Origin of the sequence: Polaromonas sp., from assembly GCF_049790275.1 — a bacterium.
GTDB lineage: Bacteria > Pseudomonadota > Gammaproteobacteria > Burkholderiales > Burkholderiaceae_C > Polaromonas.
Genome location: NZ_JBAQYR010000046.1, coordinates 1 through 21821 on the forward strand (window position 1 = coordinate 1; position 21821 = coordinate 21821).

Annotated in this window: 22 protein-coding genes; 9 read left to right on the forward strand and 13 right to left on the reverse strand. The window is 63.3% G+C overall.

Annotation, left to right across the window (positions count from 1 at the left end):
* Positions 1-128 precede the first annotated feature (128 nt).
* Both WA904_RS05935 and WA904_RS05940 read right to left on the reverse strand, forming a co-directional pair.
* Positions 129-980, reverse strand: a complete 852-nt coding sequence (locus WA904_RS05935) for a hypothetical protein (protein ID WP_425196205.1) — start codon at positions 978-980, stop codon at positions 129-131.
* Positions 981-1085: 105 nt separating this feature from the next.
* Complete coding sequence (locus tag WA904_RS05940; protein WP_425196206.1) at positions 1086-1613, reverse strand: retropepsin-like aspartic protease family protein; 528 nt, start codon at positions 1611-1613, stop codon at positions 1086-1088.
* Positions 1614-1750: 137 nt separating this feature from the next.
* Here WA904_RS05940 and WA904_RS05945 point away from each other — a divergent pair, with 137 nt between their 5' ends.
* Positions 1751-4039: a sensor histidine kinase gene (locus WA904_RS05945; protein WP_425196207.1), complete on the forward strand. Its 2289-nt coding sequence runs from the start codon at positions 1751-1753 to the stop codon at positions 4037-4039.
* Between the two features lie 6 nt (positions 4040-4045).
* On the opposite strand, the gene WA904_RS05950 is transcribed toward WA904_RS05945, so the two are convergent.
* The 3 genes from WA904_RS05950 to WA904_RS05960 form a co-directional block, all read right to left on the reverse strand.
* Entirely contained in the window at positions 4046-4873 is an 828-nt protein-coding gene (locus WA904_RS05950) for a phosphate/phosphite/phosphonate ABC transporter substrate-binding protein (protein WP_425196208.1), read from the reverse strand.
* A gap of 173 nt (positions 4874-5046) precedes the next feature.
* Positions 5047-5505, reverse strand: coding sequence for a hypothetical protein (locus tag WA904_RS05955; RefSeq protein ID WP_425196225.1), 459 nt, complete (start codon positions 5503-5505; stop codon positions 5047-5049).
* A gap of 14 nt (positions 5506-5519) precedes the next feature.
* Positions 5520-6983, reverse strand: coding sequence for an ammonium transporter (locus WA904_RS05960; protein WP_425196209.1), 1464 nt, complete (start codon positions 6981-6983; stop codon positions 5520-5522).
* 358 nt (positions 6984-7341) lie between these two features.
* On the opposite strand from WA904_RS05960, the gene WA904_RS05965 reads away from it, so the two are divergent.
* Positions 7342-8100, forward strand: a complete 759-nt coding sequence (locus tag WA904_RS05965) for a TSUP family transporter (protein ID WP_425196210.1) — start codon at positions 7342-7344, stop codon at positions 8098-8100.
* 24 nt (positions 8101-8124) lie between these two features.
* On the opposite strand, the gene mrdA is transcribed toward WA904_RS05965, so the two are convergent.
* The 4 genes from mrdA to WA904_RS05985 form a co-directional block, all read right to left on the reverse strand.
* Entirely contained in the window at positions 8125-10191 is a 2067-nt protein-coding gene (gene mrdA, locus WA904_RS05970) for a penicillin-binding protein 2 (RefSeq protein WP_425196211.1), read from the reverse strand.
* Positions 10192-10344: 153 nt separating this feature from the next.
* Positions 10345-10863 (reverse strand): rod shape-determining protein MreD, encoded by a 519-nt coding sequence (gene mreD / locus WA904_RS05975; RefSeq protein WP_425196212.1) that lies wholly within the window; start codon positions 10861-10863, stop codon positions 10345-10347.
* Positions 10860-11780, reverse strand: a complete 921-nt coding sequence (mreC, locus tag WA904_RS05980; protein WP_425196213.1) for a rod shape-determining protein MreC — start codon at positions 11778-11780, stop codon at positions 10860-10862. Before mreC ends, mreD begins: the two co-directional genes overlap by 4 nt.
* Before the next feature lie 81 nt (positions 11781-11861).
* Complete coding sequence (locus tag WA904_RS05985; RefSeq protein WP_077592290.1) at positions 11862-12905, reverse strand: rod shape-determining protein; 1044 nt, start codon at positions 12903-12905, stop codon at positions 11862-11864.
* A 237-nt stretch (positions 12906-13142) separates the two neighbouring features.
* Between WA904_RS05985 and gatC the strand changes: the two genes are divergently transcribed.
* From gatC to gatB, 3 genes are read left to right on the forward strand one after another with little or no spacing between them, the layout of a single operon-like run.
* Complete coding sequence (gene gatC, locus WA904_RS05990) at positions 13143-13442, forward strand: Asp-tRNA(Asn)/Glu-tRNA(Gln) amidotransferase subunit GatC (protein ID WP_425196214.1); 300 nt, start codon at positions 13143-13145, stop codon at positions 13440-13442.
* The gene (gene gatA, locus WA904_RS05995; protein WP_425196215.1) at positions 13442-14950 is read left to right on the forward strand and encodes an Asp-tRNA(Asn)/Glu-tRNA(Gln) amidotransferase subunit GatA; all 1509 of its coding nucleotides are present in this window, start codon (positions 13442-13444) and stop codon (positions 14948-14950) included. The genes gatC and gatA overlap by 1 nt, the downstream gene beginning before the upstream one ends.
* A 51-nt stretch (positions 14951-15001) precedes the next feature.
* On the forward strand, positions 15002-16540 hold the full coding sequence (gene gatB / locus WA904_RS06000; RefSeq protein WP_425196223.1) for an Asp-tRNA(Asn)/Glu-tRNA(Gln) amidotransferase subunit GatB: 1539 nt from the start codon (positions 15002-15004) through the stop codon (positions 16538-16540).
* Between the two features lie 94 nt (positions 16541-16634).
* Here gatB and WA904_RS06005 read toward each other — a convergent pair whose 3' ends face one another.
* A complete protein-coding gene (locus WA904_RS06005) occupies positions 16635-17288 on the reverse strand; it encodes a DUF4124 domain-containing protein (protein WP_425196224.1) in 654 nt (217 codons plus the stop codon).
* A 38-nt stretch (positions 17289-17326) separates the two neighbouring features.
* Positions 17327-18076, reverse strand: a complete 750-nt coding sequence (gene pyrE, locus WA904_RS06010) for an orotate phosphoribosyltransferase (protein ID WP_425196216.1) — start codon at positions 18074-18076, stop codon at positions 17327-17329.
* Between the two features lie 11 nt (positions 18077-18087).
* On the opposite strand from pyrE, the gene WA904_RS06015 reads away from it, so the two are divergent.
* The 4 genes from WA904_RS06015 to WA904_RS06030 all read left to right on the forward strand — a co-directional run bounded on the left by WA904_RS06015 (position 18088) and on the right by WA904_RS06030 (position 20183).
* Positions 18088-18966 carry an exodeoxyribonuclease III gene (locus WA904_RS06015; protein WP_425196217.1) on the forward strand — a complete coding sequence of 293 codons (879 nt, stop codon included), beginning with the start codon at positions 18088-18090 and terminating at the stop codon, positions 18964-18966.
* A gap of 74 nt (positions 18967-19040) precedes the next feature.
* Positions 19041-19532, forward strand: a complete 492-nt coding sequence (locus WA904_RS06020) for a helix-turn-helix transcriptional regulator (protein WP_425196218.1) — start codon at positions 19041-19043, stop codon at positions 19530-19532.
* Positions 19529-19936 (forward strand): VOC family protein, encoded by a 408-nt coding sequence (locus WA904_RS06025; RefSeq protein WP_425196219.1) that lies wholly within the window; start codon positions 19529-19531, stop codon positions 19934-19936. The genes WA904_RS06020 and WA904_RS06025 overlap by 4 nt, the downstream gene beginning before the upstream one ends.
* A 10-nt stretch (positions 19937-19946) precedes the next feature.
* Positions 19947-20183, forward strand: a complete 237-nt coding sequence (locus WA904_RS06030) for a hypothetical protein (protein WP_425196220.1) — start codon at positions 19947-19949, stop codon at positions 20181-20183.
* Between the two features lie 10 nt (positions 20184-20193).
* Here WA904_RS06030 and WA904_RS06035 read toward each other — a convergent pair whose 3' ends face one another.
* Positions 20194-21618, reverse strand: a complete 1425-nt coding sequence (locus WA904_RS06035) for a sensor histidine kinase (protein ID WP_425196221.1) — start codon at positions 21616-21618, stop codon at positions 20194-20196.
* On the reverse strand, positions 21615-21821 hold a 207-nt coding region (locus WA904_RS06040), incomplete at its 5' end, for a winged helix-turn-helix domain-containing protein (protein WP_425196222.1). The genes WA904_RS06040 and WA904_RS06035, both read right to left, overlap by 4 nt.

A 21821-nucleotide genomic window follows, 5' to 3' on the forward strand; every position in this document is an offset into this window, starting at 1 on the left:
AATTCACAAAGACAGCAGAGGCTCTTATTCAAGCCGGGGCCGCGGGTCCGGCTTTGCCGGCCCGCAGGCGCCGCGGCCCCCTCGGGGGGCAGGGAGCTACACGCAGTGAGCGACCGTGGGGGCGTTACTCATTCAGCAATCAGCGCGGCAATGGTCATACCATCACCTTTCTGGTTGCTGGCACGCAGTTCGTCGGCGCAAGTCGTCCAGCTTCTGATCTGCTGAACCCAGCGGTCGAACTCGTCCTCGCCCGACGTTGCTCCGGTTTTCATACCGGCCGCGACCGGCTCGGGTCCACACCGGGCCTGTGCCGCATCCATGAAACCCAGGCGATAGGACAGGGTTGTCAGCAGCCGCTGCTCGGCCAGCCAGCGCGGACTGATGACAAACAGGTCTGCCGGTGCCGTTGCGTTCATCTTGTCCAGGATGGCTCGCGGTGTGCCCAGCCCTGCCATGTAGTTTTCAACACTGCGCGCGATCCGGGTGAAATACGCCGACTGCGGGTCAACGTTTTCCTCGCCATGCTTCACAAGGATCCTGTGCACCCCCAGGGTCGCGCCACTCGAGACATGGCGGGCCACGCCGCTCATCCACAAAATAAAACAGGCGCTGTAGCAGCGCGCGCCTGTGGTGACGTGGGTGGCCGCATAACTTTTCTCCATCAGGTTGGCGATCTTGATGGCCTCCGCCACATCGCCACCCGGGGAATCAAGGTACACCGTTCGCGCAAAGCGACCGTAGTTGTCGGGGTGCCGCACAAACTGGACCAGCCTGGCGTAGTCGCCTTTCTGGATGGGGCCCTGGATCAGCACGCCGCGCTGGTAGGCGGAAATGTCGGCAGCGCCTGCCGGCATGCAAACGCCGAAAAATACACTGGCAAAAAGGGTGGCGATGACTCGCAGCATGATGTTCTCCTGCAGCCAGCCGGAAAAGCCGGGCAGGAAGTCATCGTAGGCGCCACCCTCCGGCGCGTCAGTCATCAATTACCGGGGTAGCGGTAACTTATTACCCCGCAGTTTTCACCCTATTTCCTGATGGAAAACCTGCGTCTTACCGGTACACGCGCATTCATCTCAAAACGAAAACTATTTACTTCGGAGAATCATGTTGTCCCCGGACAGCACAATTTCAAATTTCGACAGGAAGCTCTGCCCCAGCAAGGCCACGTCGGGGTCTGGCCCCACCAGGCCCACCCCCACCCGGGTGCCCGAGACGCTGGCCGGGCCAACGGACACCGTCACGCCCGGAACAATGCGGCCCTTCAACTCGCCGTTGGCAGTCCTGAAGGTGGTGGCTTCGCCCTGCGCCATGCCGGCGGCACGCGCAAACGCCTGGCTGACCACCACCAGTGATGCACCGGTGTCCACGAGGAAGGTGACGGGCTGGCCCTGGATCGCTCCCCGGGCATAAAAGTGGCCATCCCGGGCACGCGGAATCACCAGTTCACCAGTGATCGTCACCGTCAGGGCAGGAGGCTTCAGCACCTGGTTCATCACGACATACAACAAGCCCATGATCACCAGCCAGAAAAGCAGGATGGCCAGGGGACCCCACTTCAGGCCTGCCCTGGTTTCGCCCGTCTGTTTCGCGCCGGTGCCGCCCGGAAGTGCCATGGATGGTTTCAACTCGCTGATAAGCGCCGGCACAGGATGGTGCGGCTGGAGCCATGATACGGTGCGCAAACGGCTGGCCGAACCGGGACCGGCGGCGGCAGGCTGATAATGGGCCAGCCAAGTCCACACCTGCCCTGATGCCGTCCACCAGCCTCGCCCTTTACTTGCAGACCCAGCGCGCGCAGTACGCGGCGGCGTTGCCGAAAAAGATCGGCGCGCTGGAATCGGCGCTGCAGCAACTCGGCGGCACGGGTGGCCCCAGCGGGCAAGAGGCCACACTTTCAGCGCTGGCGCAGGCCCACCAGCTGGCAGGCTCCGGCGGTACCTTCGGTTTTTCCCTGGTCAGCGAGGCGGCCGCGGGCATTGAAAAAATGCTCTCCCAACACGCCGGCGCACCGGGTTTTCCTGACAAAACGGCCCGCGCTGCGTTGGACGCCGGGCTGCAGCAACTCAACGCCGCACTGGTCGCTGGCCTGGCCGCTACCGAAGCTGAGGCGTCCCCGCCCGATGCCGACGCCGAGGGGGGCGTAGCGAGCCGGCCGGCCAGGCCGGCGCGACTGCTTCACATCATCGAGCCGGATCAGCCGGCGGCCCTCCAGCTGGCCGAGCAACTGAACCACTCCGGCTACCAAAGCCTGATTTTCGAGCACCCTGCAGCGGCGCACCTTGCGGCCGCACAGACTGCACCAGCGGCCATTCTTGCCAACATCGCGTTTTCGGCGGACCCCCTGCTGGCCCTTCACACGATGGCCGCATCCAGTCCTGATGGGGACGGAAGGAACCGGCTGATTTTCATGGCCGGGGAAACGGACTTCCAGACCCGGCTGCAGGCCGTGCGTGCCGGGGCCGCAGGTTATTTTCCGCAGCCGCTGGATGTGTGCGCCATGGCTGCCCTGCTGGAGCAGCTCACCTCCGCGGAGCCAACGCGCCCCTACCGGGTGCTGCTGGTGGAAGATGACGAAGAACTGGCCATTTTTTATGCCGGCGTGTTGCAGTCGGCGGGCATGGAAACGCGCATCATCACCGAGCCCCACCGGGTGATGGCCGCGCTGCTTGAATTTCAGCCCGACCTGATCACCTGCGACCTCTACATGCCGCAATGCAACGGAATCGAACTGGCGACCCTGATACGCCAGCAGCCTGAATTCGTCCGGATCCCGATTGTTTTTCTGTCCGCCGAAACCAGCCTGGACAAACAGGCCCAGGCACTCGGCCAGGGCGGCGATGACTTCATCATCAAACCGGTGACGCCGGCCGCGCTGGTCTCGGCGGCGCAAAGCCGGGCGCGCCGCTACCGGAACCTGCTGGCCGCCGAAGACACCTTGCGCATCAGCGAGGAGCGGTTCCGCCTGGTCTTCGAAAGCAGCCTGGACGGCTTCATCCAGGGCCTGGCCGACGGCACGGTGGTATCGGCCAACCCCGCAGCCTGCGCCATGCTCCGGATGAGCGAGCAGCAAATCAGGGCGGCCGGCATCGACGGCCTGGTGGACTCGGCCGATTCGCGCGTTGCGGCCATGCTCAGGCAAACCGGCGGCCGCGGCGAACTCAGGTGCATGCGCGGCGACGGCACGCGCTTTCCGGTGGAGGTGTCTTCGTCGCGGCACGTCAGCAGCAACGGCGCGGTGCAGGTCAGTGTGGTCCTGCGTGACATCACCGAGCGAAAGCTCGCCGAGCGGCAAATCATGCAGCTCAACGCCGAGCTGGAATCCCGTGTGGAAAAACGCACCGCCGAACTCACCGCCGCCAACCAGGAGCTGCAGGCTTTCTCCCATGCGCTGGCCCATGACCTGCGGCAGCCCTATATCGCCATCAACGGCATGACACGCCTGCTCGAAAGGGAAATTGCCGCAGCTGTCAACGAACGCGGCAAACACTACCTGCAGCGCATCCGCGCCGGCGTCAACCAGATGAACGAGCGGACGGACAGCCTGCTGGCCCTGGCGCAGCTGTCGCGCATGCAGCTTTACCGCGAGCAGGTGGACCTGGGGGCCATGGCCGGCATGGTGCTGAAAACACTGCAGCAGCAAGACCCCGGGCGCAGCGTCACCACCCGCGTCCAGGCGATGCCTGCCGCGCGCGCCGATGCCGGGCTGCTCCTGCATTTGCTGAACATCCTGCTGGGCAATGCATGGAAATTCACATCCGGGCAGGCGCATGCCGAGATCACGGTGGGCACCGAGCCGGGCCAGGACAGTGGCGTGGTTTTTTTCGTCAGGGACAACGGCGACGGGTTCGACATGACCTATGTCGACAAGCTGTTCACAGCCTTCCAGCGCCTGCACGCGCCCGGCGAGTTTGCCGGTGCCGGCATCGGCCTGGCTACGGCGCGCAGGATTGTCATGCGCCATGGCGGACGTATCTGGGCGACCTCGACGCCCGGCGCAGGTGCAAGTTTTTATTTCACGCTGGCAGAGGATTCGCGCTAGGGTTGCTCAGATATTGAGCCACTTGAGCAAGTCGCGCATGCGGGTTTCCGAGCCCGTATCGAACTGCTGGATGCCGATGCGCTTAAGCACCTCCTGGCCGGACTCGCTGTCGGGCAGGGTCATCAATTCTGCCTGGATGGCCTTGAGCTGTTCCGGTCGAATCCGTTTGTGGGCGACCATAGGGAAGTAGGGCTGCGCCACGCTTTTGTGAAGGATGCGGTTGCCGTCCTTTTCCCATTTTTTTGCAATGCCGGAATAAGAGGCCACACCGCCCACATCGGCAAATTTGTTGTCGAGGTAAAACCCCACCGCGGCCTGCTCACGCACATACTGCACGCTTTCCTTGTCCAGCTGAATCCCCCGGTCCCTCAATTCTGCGCTGCAAAAGCGCGACATGTAGGCCACCTGCTCGGGCAATGCAATGCGCTTGCCCTTGAGCTCGGCGACGGACTTCAGCGCCGAACCCTTTGGCACAATGATGAAGCACTGTCCGTCGGGCTTGGTACTGGCAATGTAGCTGTAGCCATAGTCGCGCATTCCGCGGGCCGGATAGTCGCTGGGCCTGGCCATCACAAAATCGAAGCGGCCGGTCTGCATGCCTTCTTCGAGTTGCTTGAACTCGCGCGCGAACACCACACTCACCTTGCTTTTGATGGCACGCCCTATCACTTCGGCCAGCCCCTGGTATTTCGCGATCACCTGTGCATGGTCGAGCCCGCCAGAGGTGCCCTCGCTGATGCCAAGCACCAGTTGCTGGCCCTGCGTCTGGGCCCAGACCGCGCCGGCCCAGACCATGCATATCCCCAGGACAAGAGTGATCCAGAGACGCTTCATAGGCAACCTTTATGCAGATCAAAAGATTCATGCTAGCGGCTGTTTTTTGCCAACGCCCCGGCAAATTTACGCTCGTTGCAAGCCGGCAACGGTGAAGGCAGTCATTTGAATTAACGGACGATGGCGGTTGTATACCAAGGTCTTCATGACGAAGTGCGGCAGATGGCAAGCCGCTAACGCAGCCCCTTCACATAACGCGGCGCATCCGGGTCCCGGGGCTTGCGCTCACGGTGTTTTTCGCTGTCGCCAAACAGGTTGCCAAACGTGGATTCGATAAAACCCGATTCCGGGTAGACCTCCTCCTCGGTATCGACCGAGCGGGCACTGCTGTGCCGGTCAGGCACGGGCGCAGGCGGCGCCGCGCCGAGATCCTTGACCGCGTCGGCCATCATCCTGACCAGCGGCACCCGCTGTCTGGCATCAGGCGCCGCCATGATTTCTTCAAGCTTGTCGGCCCAGACGCTGAGGTCGATGTGGCCGTCTTCTGCTGCTTTCTCGCGCGAGAAGCGGACAATTTCGGCGGCGTATTCCGCATTGGTTGCCATCCACTCGGTGTCCGTCACACGCCCGGTCTTTCTGCGCAGCAGCACATGCAGGTGGGCGGCGATGGCGATTTTTTCGCTGGTAGGCATGGCAGGGCCCTCCATCAGGTACCGATGCGCTCGGCATGCTGGGCAATGTCCAGGCCGTCGGATTCGGCGCTGTCGCTGACCCGCAGGCTGACAAACAGGGAAGTGATCCACAGTGCAAAGGCCGTCATGACCAGGCTGTAGCACAGCACGGCGCCGACACCGATGGCCTGGGTCAGTACGCTGCCCTCCACGCCGGAGATGGTTTTGCTGGCAAACACCCCGGTCAGCAGCGAACCGACGATGCCGCCCACGCCATGCACGCCGAACACATCGAGAGAGTCGTCGGCATTGAGCAGGCGTTTGAGCCCGGTCGCCCCCCAGTAGCAAGCCACACCGGCGATCAGTCCGATGGCCAGCGCCGCGCGGGGCGAGACAAAACCGGCGGCCGGTGTGATGGCCACCAACCCGGCCACCAGCCCGGAGCACAGGCCCAGCAAGGTGGGACGCCCACGAACCATCCACTCGGCCGCCATCCACGACAAGGCTCCGGCCGCTGCGGCGATGTGCGTGACTGCCATCGCCAGGCCGGCCCGGCCGTCGGAGGCAACCGCCGAGCCGGCGTTGAAGCCGAACCAGCCGACCCAGAGCATGCCGGCACCGGCCATGGTCAGCCCCAGATTGAAGGGAGTGAAAGCCTCGCGGCCGTAACCCCGGCGCGGCCCGAGCACGTAGGCGCACACCAGCCCGGCCACACCGGCATTGATATGGACGACCGAACCACCCGCAAAATCAAGCGCCCCCAACTGGGCCAGCCAACCGCCGGGCTCCCAGACCCAATGCGCAATCGGCGCATAAACCATCACGGTCCACAGGCTGATAAAGCACAACACGGCGGAAAACCGCATGCGCTCCACAAAGGACCCCACCACCAGCGCGGCCGTGATGATCGCAAAAGTCAGCTGGAACATGGCATACACCGACTCCGGAATGTTCGGGGCAATGTGGCTGACCGCCACCTGCTGCGTATCCTTGACGTAATCCAGCCCGGCAAACCAGAGGCGTTCGCCACCGCCGATGTAGCGGCCCAATGTGCCGCTGCCCGGTGTGAAGGCCAGCGAGTACCCCACCGCAAACCACAGCAGGCTGACGACGGCGCAGATCAGCACCACACAGGCCATGGTGTTGAGCACGTTTTTCTTGCGCACCATGCCGCCATAGAACAGGGCAATGCCCGGCAGGGTCATCAGGAGAACCAGTGCCGTCGAGGCCATCATCCAGGCCGTGTCAGCACCATTGAGGGTGGCGGCGGCCACCAGGCCGGGCCGGGTCAGCGGTGCCGGGGCAACTGCCGGTGCAGGCACTGCCGCAGGCGGCTGCACGGCAAGCACTGGTGCAGCAGGCGCCACGGGCGCAGGTGCGCTGGCAACAGGCACCGCCGACATCGGATCAGCAGGTGCGGGAGCCTGCGCACCGGCCAGGGTGGCAGCCAATAGGATGCAAAGTCCCCAACCCGGAGTGATGAAGCGCCTGTAATGCATGGTGATTCCTGTTGTTGTTGCTGTTCCCATCGACCGCACAATTCGTAACAGGCATAAGTCGTGCCAAGCAGGGGCCGGCCTGCCAGGGAGGAAATCGGATCAGGGCAAGGGAAAATCCCGATGCACTACGTGGGTGCGCACACTACAGTGAACGACCTGCATACGAGCCGAGCTGCTCGCAGAGGGCCGAGGAGACAAACACGTACAAGCACAAGAGACAAGAGAATTGACATCCAGAGAGATGTTTTTTATAAAGCGCCGGCAAACCCGGCGCTTTTTTTTGCCCGTTTTGTCCTTCCGCCCGCCTCTGCGTGGTGCATGTCCCGGCCGCCGGCACACGCGATGAGACAATCTGCCGATGGAATTGCTGATTGTGTCGTTCGCCTCCCTGCTGGCGGGTTTTGTGGATTCAATTGTGGGAGGCGGCGGACTGATTCTGGTGCCGGTCCTGTTTGCCGTCTTTCCGACAACACATCCGGCCACCCTCTTCGGCGTGAACAAGGGTGCCTCTGTCTGGGGCACTGCGGTGGCCACGGTGCAATATGCAAGGCGCGTCGACATTCGCTGGGCGGCACTGCTGCCCGCCGCGCTGGCGGGTTTCGCCGGGTCTTTCGCAGGCGCCTGGCTGGTCACCGTGATTTCCCCGGACTTTCTGCGCAAAGTCCTGCCCCTCGTGCTTCTGGCTGTGCTGTTTTACACCCTGGCCCGCAAGGAGCTGGGCCGTACCCATGCCCCGCGGTTTTCCGGCCGTGCCGAAATCTGGGCGGCCTGCACCATCGGTGTGCTGCTGGGTTTTTACGACGGGTTTTTTGGTCCGGGCACAGGCAGTTTTTTTGTCTTCCTGTTCGTGCGCTGGCTGGGATACGACTTCCTGACGGCCTCGGCCTCTGCCAAGCTGCTCAACACGGCGACCAACCTGGCTGCACTGCTACTTTTCGCCTACAAGGGCCATGTCTGGTGGCACTTCGCGCTGACCATGGCGCTGGCCAATGTGGTGGGCAGTCTGTTGGGCACACGCATGGCGCTCAGGCATGGCGCTGGTTTTGTGCGTGTGGTGTTTATCGTCGTGGTCAGCGCGCTGATCCTGAAAACCGGCTTCGACGCTTTTTTGAAGTAGCCGCGGAAATCCCGTTCCTGCGACTTAATCCGGGTAAGCGTCGAGGGGCGGTACCGCCGGCGTGAGCTTGCTCAGGGCCTCGGCAATCGCAGCTGCCTTGGCGGCGCTGGCGGCCGCGGAAGCCCCTGTCTGCGGCGCCATCCCGTTCACGCCTGCGGTCAGCCCCGGCATGTCGGCCGCCTGACGCGGTTTGCCAATCGGCGCACCGGCCAGTCCCTTTTGCACCGCCACCATGTCCACCTCGCTGGGGTACTGGCCGAGCAGCATGTAGTCAAACACGCGCCGGGCAATCGGCGCCGCATGGGCAGCGCCAAACCCTGCGTTCTCCACCACCACCGCCAATGCAATTTTGGGATTTTCGGCGGGCGCAAAAGCCATGTACAGCGCGTGATCGCGCTGGTGCTCTTCGAGCTTGCGGGCGTCGTACTTGTCTTTCTGGCCCACACCCACGGCTTGCGCAGTGCCGGTCTTGCCGCCGCTGAGGTAGGCCGCCCCGGCGAACACGCGGGCCGACGTCCCTTCCTGCGTCACACCGACCAGTGCTTTGCGGATCACCGCCACGTTCTCCGGCTTGTAGCCCAGGTTCTGCGCCGGCTCGGGGGCAATGGGCTCGATGGCGCGCGACATGGGGTTTTGCGTGGCGATCACCAGCTGCGGCTTGCGCCGGATGCCATTGTTCGCCAGCGTGGCCGTGGCCTGCGCGAGCTGCAGCATGGTGAATGCGTTATAGCCCTGGCCGATGCCCAGCGAAATCGTTTCGCCGGGATACCATTTCTGCTGGTCGGCCCGCTTGTAGGTCTTGCGCTTCCACTCCTGGCTGGGCAGCACACCGCGCACTTCGCCGTTGATATCGATGCCGGTGATCTGTCCGAAGCCGAGCGGTTTCATGAAGTCATGCATGGCGTCCACGCCAAGGTCATTGGCCAGCGAGTAATAGTAGACATTGCTCGACTTGACAATGCTCTGGTGCATGTCCACCGGACCGAGTCCCGCTCCATGGCTACGGAACTGGTGGCCGCCAAACATCCAGGAACCGGTGTCATTGGTGATGCTGCCGGGCTGGCGCTTGCCGGACTCCAGCGCAGCCAGCGCCATGAAAGGCTTGTAGGTGGAGCCGGGCGGGTAGGTGCCGCGCAGGGCCCGGTTCAGCAGCGGCTTGTCGATGGACTCGTTGAGCGCCTGCCAGCTTTCGCCGTCGATGCCGTCGACGAACAGGTTGGGATCGAAGGTGGGCTTGCTGACAAAGGCCAGCACTTCCCCGGTGTTGGGGTCCAGCGCCACCAGCGCGCCGCGCCGCTCCCCGAACAGGTCTTCCACCAGTTTTTGCAGCTTGATGTCGATCGACAGCATGACGGTGTCGCCAGGGGTGGCCGGGCTGCTCGCCAGCTTGCGAATGGCCCTGCCGCCGGCGGAGGTCTCAACCTGTTCAACACCCGTGTTGCCGTGCAGCTGCGTTTCAAAACTCTGCTCCACGCCCAGCTTGCCGATGTAGTCGGTGCCGCGGTAATTGCCGTCTTCGTCGGTTTCCTCGATACGCTCTTTTTCGGTCTTGTTGATGCGCCCGATATAACCCACCACATGACTGGCCAGCTCGCCATTCGGGTAGCTGCGAAACAGCCGCGCCTTGATGTCGACACCGGGAAAGCGGAAACGCTGGGCCGCAAAACGCGCGACTTCTTCGTCCGTCAGCCGTGTGCGGATGGGCAGCGATTCGAAATTCCTGGACTCTTCGCGCAATTTTTTGAAGCGGCGCTTGTCTCGCGGATGAATCTCCACCAGACGTCCCAGCGCCTCGATGGTCGCCTCGAGGTCCTCCACCCTGGAGGGCGTGATCTCCAGCGTGTAGGCCGAGTAGTTGGTCGCCAGCACGATGCCGTTGCGGTCCAGGATCAACCCGCGATTGGGCACGATGGGAACCACTGCAGTGCGGTTGCTCTCGGCCTGGGCATTGAGGTCGTCATGCCGTACCACCTGCAAATACACCAGCCGTGCAGCCAGCAGTGCAAAAGCCAGCAGAATGATCGCACCGGCCACCAGCACGCGCGCACGGAAGCGGTAAAGATCGGCTTCGACGTTGCGCAGTTCAGTCATGGCCGTGTGACTCTACCGCTGGAGCAAAGCGCCCGCAACACGATTCACTTGTACCCTTCAAGCAGGGGCCGCGGAACCGGCTTGGCCGGGCCGCAGGCGCAGCGGCCCCCGCGGGGGGCAGGGAGCTACGCAAAGCGAGCGACCGTGGGGGTTTCATAACGGCCGGTTCTCATCCGGATTGGGCGCCCGGCGCTGCGGCGCCAGCAGCATCACGCTGACCACCGGCCACAGCAGTGACTCTCCCAGTGGTGCCAGCAACAGCATCCAGCCCGGGAAAACGCCACCGCTGATCATGCGGATGATGATTTCCACGCTGTGTGCCACGGCAAACAGCGGCAGGATTTGCAGCGCCTGTGAGGGCACGGTGAACCACAGCAGGCGGCGATGGATCATGGTCGCGAAAAAGCTCAGGGCGGTGTAGGCCAGCGCATGCTGGCCGAGCAGGGCCGACTGGTGCACATCCATGCCGAGACCGAACATGAAGGCCAGGCCGATGCCCACGCGCTGCGGCTGGTGCACGTTCCAGAACACCAGCACCAGCGCCAGGAAATCCGGCATCCAGGGCACCCGGCCCAGCGGCAGCATGTCCAGCAGCAGCGCCACGATCAGGCTGATCCAGATAAAAAGCGGGTTGGCCGGCAACAGCAGTTGCTGGCCCGAGGGCATGATCATTTTCGGACTCCTTTGCCGGCGGGTGCCGCGGTGGGCGCTGCCGGTGGCACTTGCATCGCCGCGTCGGACACCGGCGTGACCACCATGACATGGAGGGCGGCGTTGACCTGGGCCTGCGGCGTGCAATAAATCCTGGCGAACGCCGATTCGGCGCGGCGCTCTATCCTGTCAACCCTGGCGACCGGCAGGCCCGGCGGGTAAACGCCATCCACACCGCTGGTCGTCAGCAGGTCGCCCTGCTGCACATCCGAATTGCTGCCCATGAAGCGCAGCTCCAGCCCGCCGCCATAGGCCGACGGCTCGCCGAAAGCAACACTCCGCTCGCCGCTGCGGATATTGAGCACGGGGATGGCCAGTTCACGGTCAATCACCAGTGTCACTTCGCTGGCCAGCGGATGGACACGGGTGACCTGGCCCAGTACCCCCGACTCGTCCAGGACCGGCGAACCCAACGCAATGCCCTGGACCATGCCCTTGTCGATGATGACCTTGCGCGTGTAGGGATCGGGCGCGTCGTACAGCACCTGCGCCGCCACCCCCGTGATGGCCGGCTGCTCGCGCAAGCCCAGCAGTTTTCGCAGACGCGAATTTTCCTGGGCGAGTTGCTCCACCTGGCTGGCACGCAGCGACTGGGTGGCCAGTTTTTGGCGGGCACTTTCTTCACCGGCCCGCGCCTGGCTGAGCGCCGTGAAGTAACCGCTGCCATGCTGCACCGCCCGGACCGGCTGCAGCGCCAGCCACTGAACCGGGTAAAGCGCGGTGGCCACGGCTGCCCGGATGGGCTGGGTGATCCGGAAACGCAGGTCTGCCACCATCAAAAACAGGGCCAGCGCGCTGAAAAACATCAGCTTGGACAGCGCCGACGGCCCCTGCTTGAAGAAGGGGGGCGGTGTGCGGTCCAGGGTTCCTAAAGGCATGGTGGGCGGTCAAACGGGCCGTGGGGCCGGGCCTTGTTGTGCAAAACAGTGCTGGCAGTCACGCGCACCCGGCGCCCTGGCTTATTCAGAAGTGAAGATGGAGCCCAGGCGGTCCATGCGCTCCAGCGCGATGCCGCAGCCGCGCACGACACAGGTCAGCGGGTCTTCGGCCACCAGCACCGGCAGGCCGGTTTCTTCGGCCAGCAGCCGGTCCAGGTCGCGCAGCAGCGCGCCACCGCCGGTCAGCATCATGCCGCGGTCAGCAATGTCGGCACCGAGTTCAGGGGGCGTGTGCTCGAGCGCGGTTTTCACGGCGCTGACGATGTTGTTGAGCGGGTCGGTCAGGGCTTCGAGAATCTCGTTGCTGGAGATGGTGAAGCTGCGCGGCACGCCTTCGGACAGGTTGCGGCCCTTGACTTCCATTTCCTTGACTTCGGAGCCGGGGAAGGCGGAACCGATGTTTTTCTTGATGGCTTCGGCCGTCGGCTCACCGATCAGCATGCCGTAGTTGCGGCGGATGTAGCTGATGATGGCCTCGTCGAAACGGTCGCCACCCACGCGCACGCTACCCTTGTAGACCATGCCGCCCAGCGAGATGACGCCCACTTCGGTGGTGCCGCCGCCGATGTCCACCACCATGGAACCGCTGGCTTCCGATACCGGCAGGCCGGCACCGATGGCGGCGGCCATGGGCTCTTCAATCAGGTAGACGTCGCTGGCGCCGGCGCCCAGGGCGCTCTCACGGATCGCCCGGCGCTCGACCTGGGTGGAGCCGCAAGGCACGCAGATGATGATGCGCGGGCTCGGCTTGAAGAAGCTCCGCGGATGCACCATCTTGATGAATTGCTTGAGCATCTGCTCGGTCACGGTGAAGTCGGCGATCACGCCGTCTTTCATCGGACGGATGGCCTCGATGTTGCCGGGAACCTTGCCGAGCATGGCCTTGGCTTCGTGGCCAACGGCCTGGATGGTTTTTTTGCCTTGGGGACCGCCTTCGTGGCGAATGGCAACGACGGAGGGTTCGTCCAGCACAATGCCGCGGTCGCGTACAAAAATCAGGGTGTTGGCGGTACCGAGGTCGATCGCCAGGTCGGTGGAAAAATACCGACGAAATGTTTCAAACATGGTGAGGGAGTCCGGTTTTTGGCATGGAGCAAACTTCGTTGCTCTACCACCTTTTATGATTAATCAAAGAGCGCCGATGGCGAGGAAGTGGGTAACACCTTGATTCCAGCGCCTAAAGCGTGCATCCAACCCTGATTTCGCATCAAAGGCGGGATAATAACGCATCCCCTGCAAATCACCGGGCGGCGACCTGCCCATTATTTCACCTTTACACCCGGTTTCAGCCCGCTTTCATCCATGGCATTGACATCCCAAGACATCGCCCGCGTTGCCAACCTGGCAAGGCTGGAGCTGCGCCCCGACGAAACCGAACACACGCTCCAGCAGCTCAACGGCTTTTTTGCCCTCGTCGAGCAGATGGATGCGGTCAACACCGAAGGCGTCGAGCCGCTGGCTCATCCGGCCGCCGTGTTGGGACAGATCGCCCTGCGCCTGCGCGAAGACATCGTGACGGAGCCGAACCAGCGGGAAGAAAGCCAGAAAAGCGCGCCCGCGGTTGAGCGCGGCTTGTTCCTTGTTCCCCGGGTCATTGAATAATGAGTTTTCCTGACAATCTGCACGACCACAGTGTCGCCCAACTGGCCGCCAGACTTGCGGCCCGCGAAGTCTCCAGCGTTGAAGTGACGCAACACTTTCTCGCGCGCATCCGGCAGCACGACAGCTTGGGCGCCTTCCTGGCCATCGATGCCGAAGTTTCGCTCGCGCAGGCGCGCGCCGCCGATGCCCGGCTGGCCGCCGGTGAGCGCAGCCCGCTGCTCGGCGTGCCGCTGGCGCACAAGGATATTTTTGTCACGCGCGACTTCCCGACCACGGCCGGCTCGAAAATGCTGGCCGATTACCGCAGCCCCTTCGATGCCACGGTGGTCAGCCAGCTCGGTGTGACGCACGGGGCTGGCATGGTGACCCTGGGCAAGCTCAATTGCGACGAGTTCGCCATGGGTTCGGGCAATGACAACAGCGCCTACAAACCCGTGCAGAACCCCTGGGACACGAGCCGCATTCCCGGCGGCTCGTCGGGCGGCTCCGCGGCGGCGGTGGCCGCACGGCTGGTGCCAGCCGCAACCGGTACCGACACCGGCGGTTCGATTCGCCAGCCGGCAGCTCTGACCGGCATCACCGGCATCAAGCCGACCTACGGCCGCTGCTCACGTTACGGCATGGTGGCCTTTGCCTCCAGCCTGGACCAGGCCGGCCCGATGGCACGTTCTGCGCTGGACTGCGCACTGCTGCTCTCGGCCATGGCCGGGCCGGACCCGGACCGCGACTCCACCTCGCTGGATCTGCCAGCCGCCGACTACGCTACAGATTTGATAGCTGCCAACGCACAAAAGACGGGGACTGAGCCCCTGAAAGGCTTGAGGATCGGGCTGCCTGCGCAATTTTTCGGCGCCGGCTGCTCGGCCGATGTGCTCCAGGCCGTCCGCAGTGCGCTGGCCGAGTTCGAAAAGCTGGGCGCCACGCTGGTCGATGTCAGCCTGCCGCTGACCGAGCTGTCCATTCCCGTGTATTACGTGATCGCCCCGGCCGAGGCCAGCAGCAACCTGAGCCGCTTTGACGGTGTGCGCTATGGCCACCGCTCAGCGAATTACACCGACCTCACCGACATGTACAAGAAGTCGCGCAGTGAAGGTTTTGGCGACGAAGTGACACGCCGCATCATGATCGGCACCTACGTGCTGTCGCATGGCTATTACGACGCGTATTACCTGAAGGCGCAGAAAATCCGCCGGCTGATTGCGCAGGATTTCCAGACCGCCTTTGCGCAATGCGACATCATCGCCGGCCCGGTGTCGCCCACCGTCGCCTGGAAAATCGGCGAAAAGTCGGATGACCCGGTGGCCAGCTACCTGGCCGACATCTACACCCTGTCGTCCAGCCTGGCTGGCCTGCCCGGCATGAGTGTGCCGGCCGGTTTTGGCGAGCACCACATGCCCGTCGGCCTGCAGCTGATCGGCAATTACTTCAAAGAGGCGCAGCTGCTGGGTGCGGCCCACCAGTTCCAGCTGGCCACCGACTGGCACATGCGCCAGCCCAAAGGCATTTGAGTGATCCTGACAATGAGCCAGACCCCACCCCCCGTGAACTCCTTCGCCCAGATGCAGGCCGGCCGCCCCACCGGGCCGCTGGTGCAGGGTTATGAAGTCATCATCGGCTTCGAGACCCACACGCAGCTGACCACCCAATCAAAAATTTTCAGCCGCGCCTCCACCGCGTTTGGCGCCGAACCGAACACGCAGGCGTCTGCCGTGGACTTTGCCCTGCCCGGCGCGCTGCCGGTGATGAACAAGGGCGCGGTGCAACGCGCCATCGAGTTCGGCCTGGCCGTGGGCGCGCACATTGCCGAAAGCAGCGTGTTCGCGCGCAAGAATTATTTCTACCCCGACCTGCCCAAGGGCTACCAGATCAGCCAGTTCGAGATCCCGGTGGTGCAGGGCGGCACGGTGGAGTTTTTCCTGGGCGATGAAAAAAAATCTGTGCGCCTGGTGCGCGCTCACCTGGAAGAAGATGCAGGTAAGTCTATTCATGGTTCGGGGATGTACTCCCTTCCGGGGCTAGCCATACCAGGTCTTGCAGTCTCGGGATTTGGTCCGGGAGACAGCAAATATGATCTCGCAACGATGTCCGGCATCGATCTGAACCGCGCCGGCACACCGCTGCTGGAGATCGTCACCGAGCCCGACATGCGCTCGTCGGCGGAAGCCGTGGCTTACGCGAAAGAGCTGCACAAGATCGTGACCTGGATTGGCATCTGCGACGGCAACATGCAGGAAGGCAGCTTTCGCTGCGACGCCAACGTCTCGGTGCGCAAACCCGGCGCCGAACTCGGCACACGCCGCGAGATCAAGAACCTGAACAGCTTCAAGTTCATGCAGCAGGCCATCGACTACGAAGTGCGCTGGCAGATCGAACAACTCGAGGACGGCCATGCGATCCAGCAGGCCACCGTGCTGTTCGACCCCGATACCGGCGAAACGCGTTCCATGCGTACCAAGGAAGACGCGGCGGACTACCGCTATTTCCCAGACCCCGATTTGCCGCCGCTGGTGATTTCGCGCGAGTGGGTGGAGAAGACCCGCGCGGAGATGACGGAGCTGCCGCGCGTCATGGCTGCGCGGTTCGTGGCTGACTACGGGTTGCCGGAATACGACGTCGGCCAGCTGACGCAAAGCAAGGCTGTTGCCGCGTACTTCGAAGCTGTAGCGGCTGCCAGCCAACAAGCCAAGCTCGCCAGTAACTGGGTGATGGGCGAATTGTCCAGGCGCCTGAACAGCGAGGAGAAATCCATCGAGGCCTCGACCGTCAACGCAGCCCAACTCGCCAGCCTGATTGGCCGCATTGCGGATGGCACGATTTCCAACAACGCTGCCAGGCAGGTGTTTGACGCCCTGTGGACCGGCGAAGGCCAGGACGCCGATGCCATCATCGAAGCCAAGAGTCTCAAACAGATGAGCGACACCGGCGAACTCGAAAAAATCATAGCCGACGTGCTGGCCGCCAACGCCAAAAACGTCGAGGAAGTCCGCGCCGGCAATGCCAAAGCCTTCAATGCCCTCGTCGGCCAAGCCATGAAGGCCACCAAAGGCAAGGCGAACCCGGCCCAGGTCAATGCACTTCTGAAACAAAAACTGGGTTAACCCTTGATCCTGAGGGCGCAGAAGTCGCTATCAAAAAAGTAGCTGTTGGCGCACACCCATCAAGGGTAAACACCTCTTTCTGCTTGGAGATTCGCTACTTCCGGACAGCCGCGGCAGCGGGTGCCGCATCGGGCACGCCCCCGGCCATGGTCCAGAGCTGGTTGAGTTTGGCCAGCTCTTCATCAAAGCGCAGGTTGACGCGTTTTTTCTCCGCATCCTGCTCGGCGATAAAGCGTTTCTGCACAGCTACGCTGCTGTCGTTTTCTTCGAGCCGGCGCTTGAGCGATGGCGGTGCCTTGGCCGGATCGGACTTGTAAAACTCCAGATCCGCGTCGATGGCCTTGCGCTGCTGGGCCAACTCGACCGTGCGCTTGCTGGCAGCCTTGATCACCACCTCAATCTGCTCCAGCGCCTCGGTGCGCTCCTTGTCATGCACCGCCCGGCTCGGGTAACGCAGCAGCAGGGCGCGGTCTCGGCGTTTTTCTTCCGCCTCGCGGGCCCGGGCCTCTGCAGCCAGCTTGTCCTTTTCCTCCAGGGCAGCGCGCTCCTGTGCCGTGAGTGAAGGGCCCACCACGCGCTTGACCGTGCCTGAAGGATTGATTTCACGTTGCGGGCGATCGATACATTCGGCAATCGGCCGGTCGGCGGTGATCTTGCGGCCTTTGCCATCGACACAGCTGTAAATACCCTGGGCTTGAATGGCACCGCTCAGGCAGGTCGCCAGGACCACCCACGCCACACCCGCCATCCCCTGAACACGCATTTGCAATAACAACAAAAATACCCTTAGTCGACGCCGTAGCGTTGCCGGTAGGTCAGCACATGCTGGTAATGAACCTGCAGCGAATCGCCGGCCTGCGGCGCGCGATTGGCTTCAGCCAGATACTGCAGCAAGTCGGTCAATCGGGCAATCGCAAAAACGTGCAGGCCCAACTGATTGGTAACATATTGCACGGCGCTGTAGTTCACGTCCTGGCCGTTTTCCATGGCCTTTTCCTGGCGGTCCAGCGCGATGGCAACCGCATGCGGAATGGCACCCGCGGCACGAATGATCGCGATCGATTCACGCGTGGCGGTGCCGGCAGAAATCACGTCGTCGACGATCAGCACCCGCCCCTTGACCGGTGCGCCGACCAGCGTGCCGCCCTCGCCGTGGTCCTTGGCTTCCTTGCGGTTATAGGCAAAAGGCACGTTGCGACCCAGCCGCGCCAGCTCCACGGCCACCGCCGCCGCCAGCGGAATGCCCTTGTAGGCGGGGCCGAAAATCATGTCGAACTGCAGGCCGCCTGTTTTCTCTTCAAGCAGCAGGCCGCGCGCATAAAATTGCGCGAGCCGGCCCAGCTTGGCACCGTCGTCGAACAGCCCCGCATTGAAAAAGTAGGGGCTCAGGCGCCCGGCCTTGGTCTTGAACTCGCCAAAACGCAGCACACCCGACTCGATGGCAAACTGCACGAATTCCTGCGCCAGGTCATGACTTTCAGCGCTTTGGCTGCTGTTGTTCTGTTTTTGCCCTCGCGTGACCGTTGGGGTACTCATTGGAGATGTCCTTGTTTAAATTGACCAGCCTGAATCTCAATGGCATCCGCTCCGCCGCCACCAAAGGACTGCAGGAATGGGTGGGCCAGACCCAACCGGATTGTATTTGTGTGCAGGAACTCAAGGCCCAGGCGGCCGATGTGGCCGGCCGCTTCGAGGAAATCGCCGGACTCAAGGGCCACTTTCACTTCGCCGAGAAAAAGGGTTACTCCGGCGTCGCCATCTACACCCGCCATGAACCCAGCGACGTGATCACCGGCTACGGCTCGCACGAATTCGACGCCGAAGGCCGATATGTGGAGCTGCGCTTTGACAGCCCCGGCCGTAAGCAGATTCCCAGGCTGTCCGTCATCAGCTGCTACTTTCCAAGTGGCTCTTCCGGCGAGGAACGGCAGGCCGCCAAATTCCGCTTTCTCGCAGAGTTCTACCCCTACCTGGCCAAGCTCAAGGAAACACGCGACTTCGTGTTGTGCGGCGACATCAACATTGCGCACCAGGAGATCGACCTGAAAAACTTCAAGGGCAACAAAAAGAACAGCGGCTTTCTGCCCGAGGAGCGCGCCTGGATGACCGAACTGTTGCGCGATGCGGAAGTGGCCGAAGAAGCCCTTGAAGAGATGACCGGCGGCACAGGCCAGCCTGCGGTGAAAGCAGTGCGGGGCGGCGGCATGGTCGATGTGTACCGCAAGCTGCAGCCTACAACCACCGACGAGGCCTACACCTGGTGGAGCAACCGCGGCCAGGCCTATGCCAAAAACGTCGGCTGGCGGCTGGACTACCACCTGGCCACGCCGGCGTTTGCCGCACTGGCACGCAGCGAACACATCTACAGGGAGCAACGCTTTTCGGATCATGCGCCCATCACCGTGGACTACGACTTCCAGATCTGAATCGTTCAAATGAACGATGCTGCACCTGCAGGCCAGGCGTTTCAAAAGCTTCCCGACATGAAGGCGGAGGCGGCATGAGCGCAGACCTTGCCAGCCAGGATCCCGACCTGCTGCGCCGTCTGCTGCGCGCGAAGGACCGCATGGACGCGGCTTCGCAGGAGGAATGGCCTGTGGGGCGACTGGCACAGGTGAGCGGCGTCTCCGAAGCCCACTTCGCGCGGTCGTTCAGGCAGGCCTTCGGCATCCCGCCGCACCGGTACCTGCTCACGCGCCGCATCGAGCGGGCCGTGGCACTGCTCCGTGAAACCGATCTGTCCATCACGGACATTGCTTTTGATACAGGCTGGTCCAGCCTGGGCACCTTCGGGCGTACCTTTCGCGACATTACCGGTGACAGCCCAAGCGCGATCCGGATGCGCACCAGGGCGGCGACGCACGACCTCGCCCGCGTGCCAATCTGCATCGTCAGCGCCGCGCAGCGTCCCGACCTCAAGACAGCAGTTTCGGAGAAGCGACGCCTGGCAACAAAAGGTACAAACGAGTCCGAACAACAGGAGGTTCCATGATCCAAGGCGTTGAAGTAGTTGGTTTGTATGTGCGAGACCAGAACGAAGCCCTCGCGTTTTACGTCGAAAAGCTTGGCTTCCGTGTCCACACAGATGTGGTCAACGGCGACTATCGCTGGCTCACGGTGCAACACCCGGACCAGCCCTCTTTCCAGCTTGGCCTGTTCACACCCGGGCCGCCGGTGCTCGATGAGGCAACAGCGCAGGCTGTGCGCGCGATCGTGGCCAAAGGCGCCATGCCGCCGTTGGTGTTGTCTGTGGACGACTGCCGCGCTGCCCACGCGCGGATGCTGGCCCTGGGGGTGGAATTCACGCAGGCGCCGGTGGACCGCTATGGCACGGTGGATGCCGGCTTTCGTGATCCGTCCGGTAACGGGTGGAAGATGATCCAGGCGCGCCGCTGAGGAGACCCCCATGAACTGGAACCACTGGATTCGACAGTCCCACCGCTGGGTGTCCATCGCCTTCACGCTCACCGTCATCGCCAACTTCGTCGTGCGGATATGGACAGAGCCGCCATTCTGGGTCACCTACTCGCCGCTGGCTCCGCTCTTTGTTCTTCTGCTCAGCGGTCTGTACCTGTTCATGCTGCCGTATGCCGGCAGGCGAGGCAGCGCGGTGGAAAAGCGACGCGAAGCAGGAACCACCTGAAGAAGGTCCCCTAAACGCTGTCGGCAGCTTGTTGCGCAGTGGTTGCAGGCAGGCGCAGGGTGGCACGCAGCCCGCCGCCGCCGGACCGCAATGTGAGTTCACCTCCATACAAGCCGGCGAGGTCCTGCACAATGGCCAGGCCCAGCCCTGTACCGGGAACCGACTCGTCCAGACGCACGCCCCGCGCGCCCACCAAAGCAAGATGTGCGGCGTCAATTCCGGGCCCATCGTCCTCGATATGAACTTGCAACTGAAGGGGCAGGGCGCCGGCCAGAGGTTCGACGGCAATCGTCACGCGCGAACGTGCCCATTTGCAGGCGTTGTCCAGCAGATTGCCCAGCATTTCCTGCAAGTCCTGCTCCTCGCCGGCAAAAAACAGTGGCGCGTCATCGGCTTGCACGGTAATGGCGATACTTCTTTCGGCATGGACCCGCTCCATGACCCGCACCAGACCGGCCAGCACCGGCCCGACCTCAGTGCGCTGGCCGGGCAGGCGCTGGGTGGCGGCTACACGGGCGCGGGCCAGGTGCCAGTCGATGTGGCGGCGCGACAGCCCGACCTGCTCCTTCACCAGTCGGGCCAGCTCGCTGCCCTGCGCCGCCAGGGTCCCGGCCGCGGCCTGGTCCAGCACCGACAGCGGTGTCTTGAGCGCATGCGCCAGGTTGCCCGCCTGTGTGCGCGCGCGCGTCACCACCTCGGTATTGCGGTCGAGCACATCGTTGAAATCATCGATCAGGGGCTGCACTTCGGCGGGAAAACGCCCCTGCAGGCGCTGCGTCCGCCCTTCATGCACATCGGCCAGCGCACGCTGCATGGCGCGCAGGGGCGACAGCCCCACCGCCACCTGCGCCAGCGCCGCCAGTACGAGCAACACCAGCAGCACCACCAGCGAAGCCGCCATCACGCCGTTGAAGCTGTCCACGGCCCCGGCGATTTCCTGCATGTCGGCCGCGACCACGATACGCCAGCGGGCATCCGGCTGTTCGGCGATGCTTACCTTGCGCTCCAGGATCAGCAGCGGGGCGTCCAGCGGGCCCTTGCCCTGGTGCACATGCACCGCGCCATCGGCCAGTTCGTCGGCAAGCAGCGGCAGGCTGGTGTCCCACAGCGAGCGCGAGCGCAGCACGCCCGCACGGGACAGGCCATCGACGGTAGTGCGGTCCAGCTGCCAGTACAGTCCCGAATAGGGCTTTTGCCAGCGCGGGTCGGACAGGGTCTGGGGGTCGATCAGCGGCTGGCCGGCGGCATCGAATTCAAGCCGTGCGGTGACCTGGTCGAGCTGCTGCGTCAGGGCCGCCTCGAACTGCTGCATCACGTGGTCGCGAAACAGCCCGCTGAGCAACACGCCCGCGAGCAGCAGCGCCAGCGCCAGTGCCGCCAGCGTCGCGGCCAGCAGGCGAAAACGCAGCGACGTGGCCCGGCGCCAGAGGCTCATGACGGCGGCACCAGCCGGTAACCCAGCCCGCGCACCGTTTCGATCAATTCGGGCGGAAGCTTGCGGCGCAGGCGGCCCACGAAGACCTCGATGGTGTTGGAGTCGCGCTCGAAATCCTGGGCGTAAATGTGCTCGGTGAGTTCGGTGCGCGACACCACGGCGCCTGGGCGGTGCATCAGGTAATCGAGCACCTTGTACTCATG

Excerpts from the sequence above, each read along its gene's own strand:
- WA904_RS05935 (WP_425196205.1), bottom strand. The coding sequence starts at position 980 with ATGACTGACGCGCCGGAGGGTGGCGCCTACGATGACTTCCTGCCCGGC.
- WA904_RS05940 (WP_425196206.1), bottom strand. The coding sequence starts at position 1,613 with ATGGCACTTCCGGGCGGCACCGGCGCGAAACAGACGGGCGAAACCAGG.
- WA904_RS05945 (WP_425196207.1), top strand. The coding sequence starts at position 1,751 with ATGCCGTCCACCAGCCTCGCCCTTTACTTGCAGACCCAGCGCGCGCAG.
- WA904_RS05950 (WP_425196208.1), bottom strand. The coding sequence starts at position 4,873 with ATGAAGCGTCTCTGGATCACTCTTGTCCTGGGGATATGCATGGTCTGG.
- WA904_RS05955 (WP_425196225.1), bottom strand. The coding sequence starts at position 5,505 with ATGCCTACCAGCGAAAAAATCGCCATCGCCGCCCACCTGCATGTGCTG.
- WA904_RS05960 (WP_425196209.1), bottom strand. The coding sequence starts at position 6,983 with ATGCATTACAGGCGCTTCATCACTCCGGGTTGGGGACTTTGCATCCTA.
- WA904_RS05965 (WP_425196210.1), top strand. The coding sequence starts at position 7,342 with ATGGAATTGCTGATTGTGTCGTTCGCCTCCCTGCTGGCGGGTTTTGTG.
- mrdA (WP_425196211.1), bottom strand. The coding sequence starts at position 10,191 with ATGACTGAACTGCGCAACGTCGAAGCCGATCTTTACCGCTTCCGTGCG.
- mreD (WP_425196212.1), bottom strand. The coding sequence starts at position 10,863 with ATGATCATGCCCTCGGGCCAGCAACTGCTGTTGCCGGCCAACCCGCTT.
- mreC (WP_425196213.1), bottom strand. The coding sequence starts at position 11,780 with ATGCCTTTAGGAACCCTGGACCGCACACCGCCCCCCTTCTTCAAGCAG.
- WA904_RS05985 (WP_077592290.1), bottom strand. The coding sequence starts at position 12,905 with ATGTTTGAAACATTTCGTCGGTATTTTTCCACCGACCTGGCGATCGAC.
- gatC (WP_425196214.1), top strand. The coding sequence starts at position 13,143 with ATGGCATTGACATCCCAAGACATCGCCCGCGTTGCCAACCTGGCAAGG.
- gatA (WP_425196215.1), top strand. The coding sequence starts at position 13,442 with ATGAGTTTTCCTGACAATCTGCACGACCACAGTGTCGCCCAACTGGCC.
- gatB (WP_425196223.1), top strand. The coding sequence starts at position 15,002 with ATGCAGGCCGGCCGCCCCACCGGGCCGCTGGTGCAGGGTTATGAAGTC.
- WA904_RS06005 (WP_425196224.1), bottom strand. The coding sequence starts at position 17,288 with ATGGCGGGTGTGGCGTGGGTGGTCCTGGCGACCTGCCTGAGCGGTGCC.
- pyrE (WP_425196216.1), bottom strand. The coding sequence starts at position 18,076 with ATGAGTACCCCAACGGTCACGCGAGGGCAAAAACAGAACAACAGCAGC.
- WA904_RS06020 (WP_425196218.1), top strand. The coding sequence starts at position 19,041 with ATGAGCGCAGACCTTGCCAGCCAGGATCCCGACCTGCTGCGCCGTCTG.
- WA904_RS06025 (WP_425196219.1), top strand. The coding sequence starts at position 19,529 with ATGATCCAAGGCGTTGAAGTAGTTGGTTTGTATGTGCGAGACCAGAAC.
- WA904_RS06030 (WP_425196220.1), top strand. The coding sequence starts at position 19,947 with ATGAACTGGAACCACTGGATTCGACAGTCCCACCGCTGGGTGTCCATC.
- WA904_RS06035 (WP_425196221.1), bottom strand. The coding sequence starts at position 21,618 with ATGAGCCTCTGGCGCCGGGCCACGTCGCTGCGTTTTCGCCTGCTGGCC.